The 16,791-nt window shown below is 43.5% G+C and carries 11 protein-coding genes; 8 read left to right on the top strand and 3 right to left on the bottom strand.

Translation table 11 applies throughout. From position 1 onward, the window contains the following. Window positions 1-50 precede the first annotated feature (50 nt). The gene (locus AC59IL_RS22090; RefSeq protein ID WP_496554370.1) at window positions 51-1,769 is read right to left on the bottom strand and encodes an NAD+ synthase; all 1,719 of its coding nucleotides are present in this window, start codon (window positions 1,767-1,769) and stop codon (window positions 51-53) included. Between the two features lie 326 nt (window positions 1,770-2,095). On the opposite strand from AC59IL_RS22090, the gene gldB reads away from it, so the two are divergent. Beyond that, window positions 2,096-3,112, top strand: a complete 1,017-nt coding sequence (gene gldB, locus AC59IL_RS22095; RefSeq protein WP_496554371.1) for a gliding motility lipoprotein GldB — start codon at window positions 2,096-2,098, stop codon at window positions 3,110-3,112. A 109-nt stretch (window positions 3,113-3,221) separates the two neighbouring features. Here gldB and AC59IL_RS22100 read toward each other — a convergent pair whose 3' ends face one another. Both AC59IL_RS22100 and AC59IL_RS22105 read right to left on the bottom strand, forming a co-directional pair. Beyond that, a complete protein-coding gene (locus tag AC59IL_RS22100; RefSeq protein WP_496554372.1) occupies window positions 3,222-3,701 on the bottom strand; it encodes a YcxB family protein in 480 nt (159 codons plus the stop codon). A gap of 2,009 nt (window positions 3,702-5,710) precedes the next feature. Then, window positions 5,711-9,076, bottom strand: a complete 3,366-nt coding sequence (locus AC59IL_RS22105) for a vitamin B12-dependent ribonucleotide reductase (protein ID WP_496554373.1) — start codon at window positions 9,074-9,076, stop codon at window positions 5,711-5,713. Window positions 9,077-9,615: 539 nt separating this feature from the next. Here AC59IL_RS22105 and AC59IL_RS22110 point away from each other — a divergent pair. From AC59IL_RS22110 to AC59IL_RS22140, 7 genes are all read left to right on the top strand, one after another. Then, entirely contained in the window at window positions 9,616-10,374 is a 759-nt protein-coding gene (locus AC59IL_RS22110; protein ID WP_496554374.1) for a phosphoglycerol geranylgeranyltransferase, read from the top strand. A gap of 202 nt (window positions 10,375-10,576) precedes the next feature. Further along, window positions 10,577-11,431 carry an alpha/beta fold hydrolase gene (locus tag AC59IL_RS22115; RefSeq protein ID WP_496554375.1) on the top strand — a complete coding sequence of 285 codons (855 nt, stop codon included), beginning with the start codon at window positions 10,577-10,579 and terminating at the stop codon, window positions 11,429-11,431. A gap of 486 nt (window positions 11,432-11,917) precedes the next feature. Beyond that, the gene (locus tag AC59IL_RS22120; RefSeq protein ID WP_496554376.1) at window positions 11,918-12,640 is read left to right on the top strand and encodes a GNAT family N-acetyltransferase; all 723 of its coding nucleotides are present in this window, start codon (window positions 11,918-11,920) and stop codon (window positions 12,638-12,640) included. An 18-nt stretch (window positions 12,641-12,658) separates the two neighbouring features. Next, the gene (locus AC59IL_RS22125) at window positions 12,659-13,858 is read left to right on the top strand and encodes an argininosuccinate synthase (protein WP_496554377.1); all 1,200 of its coding nucleotides are present in this window, start codon (window positions 12,659-12,661) and stop codon (window positions 13,856-13,858) included. 100 nt (window positions 13,859-13,958) lie between these two features. After that, entirely contained in the window at window positions 13,959-14,993 is a 1,035-nt protein-coding gene (argC, locus tag AC59IL_RS22130) for an N-acetyl-gamma-glutamyl-phosphate reductase (protein WP_496554378.1), read from the top strand. Window positions 14,994-15,099: 106 nt separating this feature from the next. Further along, window positions 15,100-15,462 (top strand): four helix bundle protein, encoded by a 363-nt coding sequence (locus AC59IL_RS22135; protein WP_496554379.1) that lies wholly within the window; start codon window positions 15,100-15,102, stop codon window positions 15,460-15,462. A 91-nt stretch (window positions 15,463-15,553) separates the two neighbouring features. Further along, entirely contained in the window at window positions 15,554-16,705 is a 1,152-nt protein-coding gene (locus tag AC59IL_RS22140; RefSeq protein ID WP_496554380.1) for an aspartate aminotransferase family protein, read from the top strand. Window positions 16,706-16,791: the final 86 nt, after the last annotated feature.

Raw genomic sequence — 16,791 nt, forward strand, 5'->3', positions numbered from 1 at the left:
CGGCAGCCCTTTTTTATAAATATTTAATAGCCGTGCCACGGCTTGTCGATTCACGACAAATACTTCCCCACGATCGGCACTCTGCGCCCAACACCAAACGCTTTGCAGCTTACGCGAATGATAGGACAAAACTGGTTACGTTTGTATTCATTGGTGTTCACCATTTTTAGCACGCGCCGAACCAGCGCTTCATCAATACCCATGGCAATAATTTCCTTAGGCCCTTTGCGTTTTTCGATGTACTGATATAATACTTTATCAAGCAATGCATAATCGGGCAGGCTATCACTGTCTTTCTGATCGGGTCGCAATTCGGCCGATGGCGGCTTTGATATAATGTTCTCAGGAATGATTTCGCCATTGCGGTTTAAATAATTGGCCAGTGCATATACCTGCATTTTATATACATCGCCCAACACACTTAAACCACCGGCCATATCGCCATACAAAGTTCCATACCCGGTACTCAATTCACTTTTATTGGATGTATTCAGTAATATATAACCGAATTTATTGGCAATAGCCATCAGCACATTACCGCGCGACCGGCTTTGTATATTTTCTTCGGCCAGCCCAAATGGCAAATCGCCAAAAACGGGTTTTAATGTATGCAGAAATGATTCGTAAATGTTTTTGATGGGCACTATGTCGTACGGGTTGCCCAGGTTCTTACTCAGTTGCTCAGCATCTTCTACCGAATGCGAGGTAGAGAATTGCGATGGCATTAAAACAGCCCGTACATTTTCGCGCCCCAATGCCCTTGTAGCCAGCGCCTGCGTTACAGCGCTGTCGATACCACCCGAAGAACCAAGAATCGCTTTGGTGAAACCCATTTTTCTGAAATAATCGCGTATACCCAGTATCAGGGCTTCTTTAATTTCACCAATGTTTTCGTCGCTGGTAAGGTAGTCGATGATCTTTTCAGGATCTTCTACTTTCGACACCCGCATATCCTTATCAAATTCAGGCACCGCCTTCAGGGTTTTGGGCCGTTTTGATTTTTGCACTTCAATATCGTCGAGGCTCACAATGGCAAAATCTTCTTCAAAGAATTTCATCTCTTTTACGATCTGCCCGTTGGCATCCATCACCAGGCTGCCGCCGTCGAAAACGATCTCGGTTTGTGAACCAATGGCATTGCAGTAAAACATGGGCAATCCATATTTTAATACATTGGCACGAATAATTTCTTCACGGTCCATGTCATGGTCATAATCAAACGGCGAAGCCGATATATTTATCATCAGATCGGGTTGCTGGGTAATCAATTTATCCATGGGGCAAAGGCGATACAGGGGGTTATCGCCGAGGTTCCAGATATCTTCACAAACGGTGAGGGCTATTTTTTTTCCTTTAAATTCCAGTACATTCCATTCGTAAGCCGGTTCAAAATGCCGGTAATCGTCAAGTATGTCATAAGTCGGCAACAGGGTTTTGTGCGCCACGCCCACCACTTTTCTATCGTACAACAGCCAGGCGGCATTAAACAGGTCTTTCCCTTCTTTTACCGGGTTGCGTTGGGGGCTACCTATAATCACCCCAATGGTATCGGCCTGTTCTTTTATAATATCAATGGCCTTATAGCATTCGTTTATAAAATCGTCGAACTCCAAAAAATCGAAGGGCGGATAACCGCATATGCTTAGCTCTGAAAAAACAACGAGGTCGGCTTTACGGCTTTTGGCATATTGTATAGCCCCCATTATTTTCCGGGTATTATCTTCAAAATTGCCTATATGATAATTTTGCTGCGCTATCGCGATTTTCATCTTAATATTTTAGGTTTTATCAAAACGTCTACCAACATACCGTCCCTGACGGGACTTGAACCCGCCAACACTAAAGTCGTTTCCGGAATGCAGCAGGCTGAATTGGTTTTCACTCTACTTTTACCAGCCTTACCGTCCCTGACGGGACCTTAACCCGCATTTTCCCTACATCCGTGCTTTAACTTCGCGAATTTACGCTAATGCGCAAAGACATACAAGCACAGCGTATTATGCGTTATATTGCAACCCGTTACACATAGGAAGGAATAGGTGTGGCACACTTTGAAAGTGTGCCACACCTGAACATCAGCCAAAAAACAATTCAGATGAAAAAAACAGGACTGGTATTACTGATTGTTATCGGATTATTTTCCTGCAACGACAAAAAGGCGCCGGATGTATCGGGTATTAAAGTTACCCTTACGGTAAACCGGTTCGAACAGGATTTTTTTGCCATAGATACCAATAACATCATGGCTTCGCTGCAACAGCTAAGCAATAAATACCCGCTTTTTCTGGGCGACTTTTTGTACAATATTATGGAGTTGCCCGGCATCAGCGATACCAGTATACAAACACAGGCATTGCTGAAAAAATTTATAGCCGACTACCGCCCTGTTAAAGATTCGGCCAATAATGTTTTTAAGAATTTCGGCGATATTGAAAAAGAGATGAAAAAAGGATTGCAGTTTGTAAAATATTATTTCCCGTCGTATAAAACACCGCCTCAGCTGATAACGTATATAGGCCCCATGGAAGGATACAGCGATGTTATTACACGCGATGCGCTGGCAGTAGGCTTGCAGTTACACATGGGAAATAATTATTCGTTATATAAAAGCAGTATTGGCCAGTCGGTATTTCCCGACTATATCTCGCGCCGGTTTACACCCGATTATGTTGTTGTAAACTGTATGAAAAATATCATCAATGACATTGCACCCGAAAAATCGGGTGGCAAGCCGCTCATTGAGCAAATGGTTGAAAAAGGAAAGCGGCTGTATGTGCTTGATAAAATTTTACCCTATACCGAAGACACGCTTAAAACCGGGTATACGGCTAAGCAGCTGAAAGGCTGTTACAGTAATGAAGGAGGCATCTGGAATTATTTTCTTACCAATAATTTGTTATTCAATATCGATCCGTCGAACATAAAAGGTTATATGGAAGAAGCTCCCAATACACCTGAATTGGGCGAAGCTTCACCCGGGGCCATTGGCATTTTTGTAGGCTGGCAAATTGTAAAAAAATACATGGGTAAGAACCCCGATTTGTCGCTAAATGAATTGCTGAATACCGATCCTAAAAAAATATTTGAGGAAAGTAAGTACAGGCCGGGATAGCAATAGGCAACAGGCAATATGCAATTGGCAAATAAGCAACAGACAATATTTTAGCAACATCAATTGCAAATTGCCTATTGCAAATTGCCTATTGCAAATTGCCAATTGGTTACTTCTTTCCGATCTTCTTCCTCAGCAACTCTCTTGCTTCCTGTAATTCGGTGATGTTTTTAAATGAGTCTTTCGGAACGAGGAAAAACGAGCGGGCATCGAAATACAAATGAAAGAAATACGGACTTTCAACAAAATTGCTGAAACGCTTCCACGGCCAGCCTTTTGATCCCTTTTTGGTTTCCAGTATCACATTTTCATCATCAAAATGCATGGTGAACTCGTCCTGAAAAGTGATTGATTTACGATAGATGCTGCCAGGTAAAACCCGCCAGATGACCAGCATCAGCACAAACCATAGAAATGAAAATATTAAGAAAGACAGCGCCTGTATTTTCCTGAATGCAAATAATACGGCAGATGTAATTGCAAATACATTTATCAGTATCAGCAAAATCTTTATTTCGGGTCGCATTAAAAAATGATAACGCAAAGCCTGTATTACCTGCTTTTTATCATAGCCAAAATGTACAGTCATTCAGTATTCCCCCTACGTTAAGGGCGTAAAAGTAAGAATTTGTGGCACTCCAAAAAAAGAAACAGGGTTCAGTGTATGAACCCTGCTCAGCAGTGCACATGAAACAAATCGTGTTTCGTGTTTTAAGGGCAAATTGTTCTCAATGACTATACTTCCGTCTATGATAAGTAGCCTATAGATCAGGGTTATTGATTAATGCTGGTGCAAACCTACTTTGTTCAGCGCCTTCGAACAATACCACTTTGTGGTGTATTATTTACGCTATCATTTGATCATAAAATTGAATATCAGCTAATTATCAGGCATTTCTGAGGTTTGGGCTGTCACTCGCAGGGATTAGGGTAAACGGGTAATTTTGGGAAGACACAGGAATTAAGGCACAAGAAACAAGGCTCAAGGCACAGGAAATAAGGCAAAAGGTAAAAGTAAAGGACCAAGGCTCAGAACTCAAGGCACAAGATACAAGGTACAGGACCGGAGGTCGGCAGAAGCAATTGAACAAAAATTCAAAAGAACCAGGTAACGGACACCTGGCAATCCGGCCAGCTCAGGCCCTGGTACATTAGTTCAGGGATAAAGCATATGTTCATCTTGTTCAATAAATCATTTTAATAATAGTCTTATAGCAGAGTTATAGGAAAGTTATAGGGAACTTATAGTGAAGTTATAGGGTATCTGCTGGCTACTTACTCCCTACCTACTCCCTATTTACTCCCTACTTACTCCGTACTTCACCCATAGATGCTCCGGGGTTGCTTGCCCCATCGTCGCCGTACGGTTACCGTATCAACCCTTTTTGTTTACAGGAAACATAGTACCACGGGTCCCCGCCTTGATTAATCTGATTACCGGCAGGCACCACAAATAAAAAACCCTGCGCATTATTGCCGGCATTACAGTCTGGCAAAACCCGCAGGGTTTTGAAATATGCAGAAGAACCAATTATCGAACCCACCTACCGCACTTTGCTTTGCCATTAGCAGCTTCATAGGGCGTAATGTAGCGGCTGCATGAACTTAAAAATGCTGCGCAAATTGCGAGCAGGAATAGCGTTTTTATTATCATACCGTCCTTTGCTGGTTATAGAGCTTAAACGGCACTACAGGTTTAATGGTACACATTAGTTCTTAAAATAATGCAAAAGTCGGGATCGGAAGTCGGAGGTCAGCAGAGTCCGGAAGTCGGAAGTCCGAAAGATAAACACCTGTATCATTCTATCAAACTCAGGATCAGATCAATTTTTGGGGATATTGAATCTTTGTTTGATCATTTAAACGTTCGAAGTCATGGCTTATAAAAATTTCACCGTCATTGTGATGAATTGAACGATGGCTTTGAAGAATTAAATGATGATTGTGATGAATTGAACGAAGGCTATGAGGAACTAAATGATGACTTTAATGAATTAAACGATGGCAAAATTCTTTAAATCGGCGATTTAAACCTTGAAATTGGTCATTTGAACAATTAAACCATCAATTTAAAGTCTTAACCGGCGATTTAAAGTATCAAATGGCTGATTTAATGCTTTAAATGGGTCATTTGAAGAATTGAATGAGGGATTTAAGGTTTAAATCGACAATTTAATCCTTGAAATGGGTCATTTGAAGATTTAAATCATCGTTTTGATCAATTAAGCCCTTATTTAAAGCTTCAAATCGATGATTTAAACCTTAAAATGGCTGATTTAATATCTTAAATCGTCAAAATGAAAAATTAAGGCGATAAATAATAAAATTTTTGGCATCTGTCTGCCCCCCGGCAATTCCCTGACCTGGCAAACTCACAGGACTAATAAAAAAAGCCCGCCCATAAAAATGAGCGGACTGAAGTTTATAAAATATAACCGTCCAAAAAAATAATCAGATTTTGTTGTGAATTGAACTGCGAATCATTAATCTCACAGATCCAGGCAGATTTCAATTCCTTTCATTTTGAATGTCCCAAACAGTCGGAGTCTCTCCAAACTCCTCCCCCACCGGGGGAGGTTGGGAGGGGCCGGTCCGTTTTTAACTACACCCCATACTGTTACCGCAATTCAAACATTTGTAACAGGTGCCGCTGCGAATGGTAATATGTCCGCAGGTATTGCAGGCCGGTGCATCGCTTTGCATGCCTTTGGCAGCTGCATTCACCGCATCCATGCTCACTTCGGCTTTTTTAACAGTGGCTTTTACCGGTTTTAAAGGCTCTACCTCCGAACTTTTGGCCGATTTGCCGGGCACCACCCGTACATCACTTAATGGTGGAGTTTTTTTTTCGTACTCCAGTGATGTGGGAATTTCGTCCCAGTCATCGGTACCGGTGTTATTTACTTCGGGTCTGTCGAGCACATGCACCAGGTCGGTACGACCTAAGTATTCATAAGCGATCGCCCTGAATATAAAGTCTACAATTGAAGTAGTGCTCTTGATATTCGGGTGGTCGACCATGCCGGCGGGATCAAAACGGGTGAATACGAACTTCTCAACAAACTCTTCGAGCGGCACACCGTATTGCAAACCGATTGAAATAGCTATGGCAAAACAGTTCAGCATACTACGCATGGTAGCGCCTTCTTTAGCCATATCAATAAAGATCTCTCCTACTGTTCCGTCGGCATATTCGCCGGTACGTAAAAAGATGGCCTGACCGTTGATCTTGGCTTTTTGTGTAAAGCCTCGACGTTTGGCCGGTAAGGTTCTGCGCTCAACAATACGCGCCAGTTCACGCTTCAGCTTGGTATCGGGCGAAGCCTGAACGCGTTTTTGAACTTCACCGAGCAATTCGGTAATGGTGAGCTTGCTTAAATCAATGATGTTTGATTCAGTTTGCTCAGGCGCCTGTTCTTTATCGCTTGCTTCTTCATCGGCTTTTTTCTTCTTATCGCTCTTATTGCTCAGTGGCTGGCTGAGTTTTGAACCGTCGCGATACAAGGCGCAGGCTTTCAAACCCAGTTTCCAGCTCATCATATATGCATCGGCAATCTCGTCAACTGTGGCTTCATTGGGAAGGTTAATGGTCTTTGAAATAGCTCCACTGAGGAAAGGCTGGGCAGCGGCCATCATGCGAATGTGTCCATGGGCATGAATGAAACGTTGTCCCTTTTTCCCACATTTGTTGGCACAGTCAAAAACGGGCAGGTGATCGTTCTTTAAGAACGGGGCTCCTTCGATGGTCATGGTACCGCATATGTAATCATTGGCGGATTCAATTTGCTCGTCGGTAAAGCCCAATGCTTCGAGCAGGCTCCATTCGAAATTAAAATATTGCTCAGGTTTGAATCCCAGACGCTGCAGGCACTCTTCCCCAAGGGTGTAAACATTGAATACGAATCCGATTTCAAAGGCGGAAGCTACAGCCGCATCCAGTTTCTTTATTTCTTCGGCAATAAATCCTTTTTCACTAAGGGTTTGATGATTAATATTAGGCGCCCCGGCAAAGGTTCCGGCCCCTACGGCGTATTTCACAATCGCATCAATTTCGCGGGCATTGTAACCCAGGTTCTTCAATGCGGTGGGTACGCTTTGATTAATGATCTTGAAATAACCGCCACCACTCAGCTTTTTAAATTTCACCAGTGCAAAATCGGGTTCAACGCCGGTGGTATCGCAATCCATTACCAAACCAATGGTACCGGTGGGTGCAATAACAGTTACCTGTGCATTGCGGTAACCATATTTTTCGCCCAGTTGTACCGCTTCGTCCCAGGCTTTGGTAGCGGCTTTCAACAGGTAATCGGGGCAATATCTTGCTTTAATGCCCTGCGGTTTAATGTGTAATTTTTCATATTCATCTGCATCATAGGCTGCGAGGCGATGATTGCGCATAACCCGCAACATATCTTCCCGGTTTTCTTCGTACCGGGCAAAAGAGCCCAGAATAGAAGCCAGTTCGGCAGATGTTTTATAAGCCACACCGGTCATGATAGCGGTAAGAGCGCCGGCAATGCCGCGGGCTTCTTCGCTATCGTACGGAATACCCATTACCATAAGCATGGAGCCGAGGTTGGCGTATCCCAGGCCGAGTGTGCGGTAATCGTAACTTAACTGGGCCACTTCCTTCGAAGGGAACTGGGCCATCAATACCGATACTTCAAGTACTACCGTCCACAGGCGGCAGGTATATTCAAAACCTTCTACGTCGAAGGTGTTTGTTTGTTCATTATAAAAACGGCGCAGGTTGGCAGATGCGAGATTGCAGGCCGTATTATCGAGGAACATGTATTCGCTACAGGGATTGGATGCATTGATGCGTCCACCCTTCGGACTGGTATGCCATTCGTTGATGGTAGTATCGTATTGTGTTCCGGGGTCGGCGCAACGCCATGCGGCATAAGATACCTGGTTCCATACTTCGCGGGCAGGAATCTTTTTCATAACACGTCCATCGGTTCTTGCCTTCAGTTCCCAGTCTTCATTTTTATCGAGCTTGTCGAAAAATTCATTGGGTATGCGAATAGAGTTATTTGAATTTTGTCCGCTCACGGTTCTGTAAGCCTCACCTTCATAATCGCTGGGGTAACCGGCTGCTATCAGGGCGCCTACTTTCTTTTCTTCCTCAACCTTCCAGTTAATGAATTCCATTATTTCGGGGTGATCGAGATCGAGGCAAACCATTTTGGCTGCACGGCGGGTAGTACCACCGCTTTTGATAGCGCCGGCAGCACGGTCGCCTATTTTCAAAAAGCTCATCAACCCGCTCGAAGTTCCTCCGCCGCTTAATTTCTCCCCTTCTCCCCTGATATGACTAAAATTGGTACCTACGCCACTGCCATATTTGAAAATACGTGCTTCGCGCATCCACAGGTCCATGATACCGCCATCATTTACTAAGTCGTCGTCGACGCTCAGGATAAAGCAGGCATGCGGCTGCGGGCGTTCGTATGCTGAAGTAGATTTCTTTAATTGTCCGTCAACAGGATCTATATAATAATGGCCCTGGGGTTTGCCTTTGATGCCGTAGCTTTCGAATAAACCGGTATTGAACCATTGCGGACTGTTGGGTGTGCACGACTGGTTTAAAATGCAATACACCAGTTCTTCATAAAAAATGGTAGCATCTGTTTCCGATGCAAAGTAGCCATACTTTTCTCCCCAAACCCTCCAGCAATTAGCCATACGATGAGCAACCTGTTTTACAGAAGTTTCGCGGCCAAGCGAACCGTCTTTTTGCGGAACACCTGCCTTGCGAAAATATTTCTGGGCCAGAATATCCGTCGCAATCTGACTCCATTGTTTGGGAACCTCAACATTATTCATTTCAAACACTACCTCACCACTGGGATTCCTGATCACAGATGTGCGATAGTCATATTCGAACAGATCGAATACATTCACTCCTTCACGGGTGAAGCGACGATTAAACTGTAAGCCTTTTGATTGCTTTTTGGCCATAGGTTACCATTTTGTTATTAAAATGAGAAATAGGGTTGAGGAGTAACGAAAATATCTTCTACCCAGCAAATTTCCTTCCCTTAAATATGCACACCTGTGGAAAAAGGAGCGGAAAAATACTATAGTGCAGACTGGGTGGGCATTACTTGATTTTTGCACAGAATACGGTGCCGGTTTGAATAATTTTTTTGGGTTATTATAAAAAAAATCATTATATATATTGCTTCTCCGGGTAACCGGTATATTTACGGCATTAACCGGTATTTTCATTCCCGATCCAACCACTACACCATAAGTTACGTAAGCTTTGCCGAAATGTTTGTTGCTTTGCAGGCATCTGTTTAATAAACAATTAATTCGAATGATGGTTGGAATCATGGCGCCTGCGGCGCCACAGATTACCGCAAAACAACAGCAAAACAGACCGGTTCTTTTATAAAATTGTAACGGCCTGAAAAACAATTATTGGTAAAAGTTTTGCCCGCTTTTACCCCCTTTGAAAAAGTTTTTGCATTTTTGTGTATCACCAATAGCCCAGCATGACGAATCGCATATATCAATCACTACTGCAACACAAAGAGAAAGGACAAAAGTCATTTGCGGTACTGATTGACCCAGACAAGGTTACTGTTGAAAAAATCGATGAATTAATAGCATTGGCCACCGAAGCGAAGGTTGATTATTTTCTGGTGGGCGGCAGTTTGGTTGTTACCAACCGCCTCGACGAAGTGGTGCAACAGATAAAGAACAATTGCGATATTCCTGTGATATTGTTTCCGGGAAGTCCTTCGCAGATAACTCCTTATGCAGATGCCTTACTGTATCTCTCTCTCATATCGGGCCGTAATGCCGAACTGCTCATTGGCCAGCATGTAATTTCGGCTCCGTTTGTAAAACAAAGCAGGCTTGAAATCATTTCAACCGGTTATATGGTGATCGACGGGGGTGCTCCTACCACCGTTTCATACATCAGCAATGCAGCACCCATTCCTGCCGACAAAAACGAAATCGCTATGTGCACGGCCATGGCCGGCGAAATGCTGGGCATGAAGCTGATTTATATGGATGCCGGAAGCGGGGCCAAACGCCCCATTACCGAAGGCATGATTGAAAAAGTAGCTCAGATCATTGAAGTGCCTCTCGTAATCGGCGGAGGAATCACCGACCCCGAAAAAGCCTATCTGAATTGTAAAGCCGGCGCCGATGTAATTGTTATAGGGAATGCCATTGAAAAAGATGCCACCCTGATCAGGGAAATGAGTGCGGCTATCCATTCGGTAGCCCGTAAAATGGTTTGATGGTTTAATTGTTTGATGGTTTTCCCCGATAATTTTACAGGTTGGTTGATTTCAGGCTGGTTGCCGGAACAGCAACGATAACCATCCAACCATCAAGCTATCGAACTATTACAACCGTTTAACAATTTAGCTCTCCTAAACACTTTCCCAATTTTGTATGTTAATGTATCTTACATAACCATCCTTAATTGGTATTGTGTGTATGAGCAAACTTATATTCCTTTTATTTATTGGTTTCAGCTGTACCGGCTGTTTCAGTCGTTTTGTTATGACTGAAAAAAAGCTGAAGGAATATTATAAAGATAAACCGCAACCCGCGTACTTCACCATTCAAAACGACTCGGTGAAATTGTTTTGCGCCACTGCAGGCGCCGACACCCTGCCACCGCTTTTACTCGTTCACGGAGCGCCCGGCGCCTGGTATGGCAGCCGCAACTTACTGAGTGATTCCACACTGCAACAACACTATCAAATAATAGCAGTAGACCGGCTGGGATATAACAAATCGCGCTTTAAAAACAAACGCCGGGCGGTACCTTCTTTAACGACCCAGGCTATTGCCATTCACGAAGCATTGCAACTGAACAGATCGCTTAAAACAGGCGTTGTGCTGGGCAGTTCGTATGGAGGACCAATAGCAGCGAAAATATCGGTTTTATATCCCGGTAGCTTTCATCATCTCGTAATGCTGGCGCCGGCAATCGATCCTGCCAAAGAAAAATTCTGGTGGTTCAATCCCTGGGTTCATCACGGACCTTTGCGCTGGGTAATGCCCCGCTTTATCAATCATGCTACCGATGAAAAATATGCCCATATTGCCGAACTGAACAAACTATTGCCCGACTGGAAAAAAATTAACATTCCGGTTACCGTTGTACAGGGCGATGCCGATAAAATAGTCGATCCTGCCAATCTTGAGTTTGCGAAACAACAATTACAGGGCAAGCAGGCTGAGTTTATATTACTGCACAATGCGGGGCACCTCATACGATGGCAACGCCCCGATATTGTAAAAGCCATTTTGCTGAAGCAGGCGCTCCTTGCGAACATTCATTAGTATTAAATTGTTTGATTGCCTGATTGTTTGATTGTTATATCGTTGAACGCACTACAGACTGCTTGATTTCAGTCAGCCTGATAATACAGAAACGATAACCATCTAACAATTTAACCATCAAACCATCTTTTTCGGGAATTAGCTAAAATTTTACAATAAAAATCCCCCATCATTTCAAAAAAGTGTTTTCTTTGCGTGACAAATTCATTGAACCAAAAGCATATCTTTCAAAAAATGCAAAAAAATCTCACCATAATACTCGCTGATGTAGTAGCGCAATGCGTTGCTACTATAGTGCGTGGGGTTTTTCCTGTACGGCTTCGTACGGTTTTTTTCTTCCAACCTATCCCCGTAAGGGTGCGACGTTGATACCGCCTGTACCATACAGCATGCTCTGTAGTTCCCGGAATGGCATCCATTCCATCATGTCATATTCCCGGGCATAATGTTTTAAGCCGTTGCATTTTTCACTTTTAGTCGACAAAAATGGAAACCCAACATCACTTTCAAATACTTGTAGCTAACGAATCACATCTAAGCTTTGCCCAAATCATTTGCGATGAAATGGCCTCGTCGGCCAAAGCCCGTGGAACGGGTATAGCCAAACGATCGCCTGAATACATTCAGCAAAAAATGCGTGAAGGGAAAGCCGTTATTGCTTTTAACCAGGATGGCATTTGGGCCGGCTTTTGTTATATCGAAACCTGGAGTCATGGCGAGTATGTTGCCAACTCAGGTTTGATAGTGGCGCCTTCCTTCCGCAAAGGCGGACTGGCAAAAGCCATTAAGAAGAAAATATTTGAGCTGAGCCGTCAAACCTATCCCGAGGCTAAGATCTTCGGTCTTACTACCGGCCTTGCTGTAATGAAAATAAACAGCGAGCTGGGATACGAGCCCGTTACCTACTCTGAACTTACGCAGGACGAAGCCTTTTGGGCCGGCTGCAAAAGCTGTGTGAACTATGATATTCTGATGAGCAAAGAGCGCAAGAACTGTTTGTGCACCGGCATGCTGTACGATCCCAAAGACCATTACGAGCCGGAAGAAACCAACAAGTTTTTTGAAGAAAAGAAAAGTGTATTTGAACGGTTGTTGCGTATAAAACAGTGGAAACTGCTGAAGCCCTTTTTTAAAGAAGATAAAGATTCAAACAGTGGTGGCGGAGCAGGCAAAACCAAATCATTTTTTCATTTCTTTTTTAATCTCTAAAAAACAATTTCAGGGAAGATGGCAAAGAAAGTTGTTCTCGGTTTCAGCGGTGGATTAGACACTTCGTTTTGTGTAAAGTATCTGGGTGAAGATCAGGGCTACGAAGTGCACAGCATTATTGTAAATACCGGTGGTTTCAGCGACGAAGAATTAAAACAGGTTGAACAACACGCTTACAAACTGGGCGTAAAATCGCATACAACGGTTAATGCCGTTAAAGGATATTACGACCGCATCATAAAATACCTCATCTACGGAAATGTGTTGAAGAATAACACCTATCCGCTAAGTGTGAGCGCCGAACGGTTAAGCCAGGCATTGCATATTGCCGAACATGTTAAAGCATTAAAAGCCGATGCAGTGGCACACGGAAGCACCGGCGCCGGTAACGACCAGGTTCGGTTCGATATGATCTTTCACATTATGATTCCCGGTGTTGAAATTATCACTCCCATCCGCGATTTGAAACTGAGCCGTGAAGCCGAAATTGAATACCTGAAAGGTAAAAGTGTAGATATGAACTTTGCCAAAGCGGTTTATTCAATCAATAAAGGATTATGGGGAACCAGTGTAGGCGGTAAAGAAACGTTATCATCAAAAGGCATGCTGCCCGAAGAAGCCTGGCCTACACAGGTTACCAAAACAGGCAGTGAAGAAGTAAAGCTGCACTTTGAAAAAGGCGAACTGACCAAAATAAACGATAAATCATTCGGCCATCCCAGCGAAGCCATTCAGTACCTGCAAACTATTGCCGGCCCTTATGGTGTAGGAAGAGATATTCACGTTGGCGATACTATCATTGGCATTAAAGGCCGTGTTGGTTTTGAAGCTGCCGCGCCCATGGTGATATTAAAAGCTCACCATGCCCTGGAAAAACACGTGCTTACCAAATGGCAGCTGAACTGGAAAGATCAGCTGGCGCAGTTCTATGGCAACTGGCTGCACGAAGGACAGATCATGGATCCCGTAATGCGCGATATTGAAGCATACCTTCAAAACTCGCAACAGCAGGTAACCGGTGATGTGTTTGTACAGCTGCAACCCTATCGCTTTCAGGTGACCGGCATTGAATCTACATACGATTTAATGAGCAGCAAGTTTGGCAAATACGGTGAAATGAACACCGGCTTTAGCGGAGAAGATGTTCGTGGCTTTAGTAAAATATTCGGAAACCAGACGTCGATCTGGAATTCGGTACAGCAGGAAAATGAGAAATGAAGAATGTGAAATGAAAAATGAGAAATGAAGAATTAAAAATGAAAAAGTAAAGAACAACTGCTCAGCAGGCTTGCACTTTCTCATTTCTAAATTGGATTTTATGAGTAAAAAGATTTCAGCAGGGATTATAGGCGGTGCCGGTTATACCGGTGGTGAGCTGATCAGGTTACTGATCAACCACCCGCAGGTTGATATTGCCTTTATAAACAGTAAAAGCAATGCAGGCAATCCCGTGTACCAGGTGCATGCCGATTTAATTGGAGAAACGGACCTGAAATTCTCAGATGACCTTTCACCCTTACAGAACGGGGGCATTGATGTTTTATTCCTGTGTGTAGGCCATGGCGATGCCCGGAAATTCTTAACAGAGTACACTGTAAATGATAAAATAAAGATCATTGACCTGTCGCAGGACTTCAGGCTCAATAAGCAATCGGCAATCGGCAATAGACAATTTGTATATGGTTTACCCGAATTGAATAAAGCAACGATCAAAGGCGCACAGAACATTGCGAATCCCGGATGTTTTGCAACGAGCATACAGTTAGGATTGTTGCCACTGGCAAAAGCAGGATTGCTGGAGAGTGTTTATACCACAGGCATTACCGGTAGTACCGGCGCCGGACAGGGCTTAAGCGGCACCTCGCATTTTTCGTGGAGGGCCAACAATATTCAGGCGTATAAAACATTAACGCACCAGCACCTGAAAGAGATCACCCAGTCGTTGCAGCAACTGCAGCCGTCGTTCAGTACAACCGAAGCAGAAGGACTTCCGGGCTCAGTTAATACCGATGCTCTGAGCTTCATTCCCTGGCGAGGCGATTTCACCCGGGGTATTTTTATCAGCTCACTGGTAGACTGCGACTGGAAAGAAGAGCAGCTGATTGAATTATATGAAGAATTTTATCAGGATCATCCTTTTACTATTTTAAGCAAGAGTGAGATCTTTTTGAAACAGGTGGTAAACACCAATAAATGCATTATACAGTTAGAAAAAATTGGTACCAAGCTGGTTGTTCATAGTGCGATAGACAACTTAACAAAAGGCGCCTCAGGACAGGCAGTACAAAACATGAACCTGATGTTTGGAATAGATGAATGTGCGGGATTGAGATTGAAAGCAAACTACTTTTAGAACGAAGCTGAACGCTAAATGCTAAATGCTTAACGCAAAACGCGGAATAGGGATAATTGGGGGATTTTGGTGGTAAAGAATGCAATGAGATTTGAAAATCCATTGTATGAGAGAATACAGGAAATATGAAGTTTGGAACAAAGCTCATGAATTGGTTTTATTTGTATACAAACAGGTAATGCCTTCATTTCCCCCAACAGAGCAATATGATTTAGTGCGACAGATGAAAAGAGCTGCTTATTCAATACCCTTTAATATAGTGGAAGGGTGTGGAAGAAACTCTGACAAAGATTTTGTTCATTTTTTGGATATGTCATTAGGATCGGCACATGAGCTTGAGTATTGTTTTTTACTGGCAAAAGATTTAGGCTATATTAAAGAAGATGTTTATAGCAAATTACATGAGAAGATTAATGAGATTAAAGCAAAATTGATCAATCTCATAAAATCAATTCGTGGACTATTATAAAAAAGCAAAACGCTGAACGCATAACGCTAAACGCCCTCCACACTAAGGGTAAAGCGTTATGCCTTAAGCGTTAAGCGTTAAGCATTTAAAAATGAAACTGTTCGACGTTTATCCAATCAACAACATCTCCATCGAAAAAGCCAAAGGCTCTTACGTTTGGGACGACAAAGGTGAACAATACCTTGACCTGTATGGCGGTCATGCGGTAATTAGTATTGGCCATACCCATCCGCACTATGTTGAACGATTAACGCGACAGTTAAATAAAGTAGGCTTCTATTCCAATTCGGTTAAAATGCCTTTGCAGGAAGAGCTGGCCGAAAAACTGGGTAAGCTATCGGGCAAGCCCGACTATCAATTGTTCATGATCAGCTCCGGCGCCGAAGCCAATGAAAATGCATTGAAGCTGGCTTCGTTCGCTACCGGACGCAAAAAAATAATTGCTTTCAAAAAATCTTTCCACGGAAGAACCTCTTTGGCTGTTGCTGCCACCGACAACCCTTCTATTGTAGCGCCGGTGAACCAAACCACCAATGTGATCTTTCTTCCCTTTAATGATGTAGCAGCGCTTGAAGCCTGCTTCAAAGAACAGGGAAATGAAATTTCATCGGTGATCATCGAAGGCATACAGGGAGTGGGCGGCATCAATGTAGCCAGTGAGTTATTTTTACAAAAGATCAGGCAGTTATGTACTGAATATGGCACTGTGTTTATTGCAGACAGTGTTCAGTGCGGTTATGGCAGAAGCGGCAAATTCTTCTCACATGATTTCGCAGGAGTAGATGCCGATATTTATACCATGGCCAAAGGCATGGGTAATGGATTTCCGGTAGCCGGCATTATCATAGCGCCGCACCTTCAACCCAAACATGGCATGCTGGGCACCACCTTTGGTGGCAATCACCTGGCTTGTGCAGCGGCTTTGGCGGTAGTTGAAGTGATAGAAAAAGAAAATCTTGTTCAGAATGCCGCACAGGTAGGCGACTACCTCATCAGCGAACTGAAAAAAATACCACAGCTGCAAAATGTACGCGGCCGGGGATTAATGATCGGGTTCGATGTGCCCGAAGCATTAAAAGACCTGCGTAAAAACCTGCTGTGGAAGCATAAAATATTTACCGGCGAAGCCAAACCGAATGTGATCAGGTTGCTGCCTTCCCTGGCTTTAAGCAAAAAAGATGTAGACCTGTTTTTGCAGGCTGTTAAAGCAGAGATAGAGGCGCTGAGCGCAGTCGAAGCGTAACCCGGGCTGATGTGTGCTGAGCGAAATCGAAGCGTGAATCGCACTTCGACTTCGCTCAGTGCCACAATGCAATATTTTTTTTCTTA

This window comes from Niastella sp. sgz303648 (assembly GCF_059587045.1).

Coding starts and splice junctions, on each gene's coding strand:
- AC59IL_RS22090 (WP_496554370.1), bottom strand. CDS start 1,769: ATGAAAATCGCGATAGCGCAGCAAAATTATCATATAGGCAATTTTGAA.
- AC59IL_RS22135 (WP_496554379.1), top strand. CDS start 15,100: ATGAGAGAATACAGGAAATATGAAGTTTGGAACAAAGCTCATGAATTG.
- AC59IL_RS22110 (WP_496554374.1), top strand. CDS start 9,616: ATGACGAATCGCATATATCAATCACTACTGCAACACAAAGAGAAAGGA.
- AC59IL_RS22100 (WP_496554372.1), bottom strand. CDS start 3,701: ATGACTGTACATTTTGGCTATGATAAAAAGCAGGTAATACAGGCTTTG.
- AC59IL_RS22125 (WP_496554377.1), top strand. CDS start 12,659: ATGGCAAAGAAAGTTGTTCTCGGTTTCAGCGGTGGATTAGACACTTCG.
- gldB (WP_496554371.1), top strand. CDS start 2,096: ATGAAAAAAACAGGACTGGTATTACTGATTGTTATCGGATTATTTTCC.
- AC59IL_RS22115 (WP_496554375.1), top strand. CDS start 10,577: ATGAGCAAACTTATATTCCTTTTATTTATTGGTTTCAGCTGTACCGGC.
- AC59IL_RS22140 (WP_496554380.1), top strand. CDS start 15,554: ATGAAACTGTTCGACGTTTATCCAATCAACAACATCTCCATCGAAAAA.
- AC59IL_RS22105 (WP_496554373.1), bottom strand. CDS start 9,076: ATGGCCAAAAAGCAATCAAAAGGCTTACAGTTTAATCGTCGCTTCACC.
- AC59IL_RS22120 (WP_496554376.1), top strand. CDS start 11,918: ATGGAAACCCAACATCACTTTCAAATACTTGTAGCTAACGAATCACAT.
- argC (WP_496554378.1), top strand. CDS start 13,959: ATGAGTAAAAAGATTTCAGCAGGGATTATAGGCGGTGCCGGTTATACC.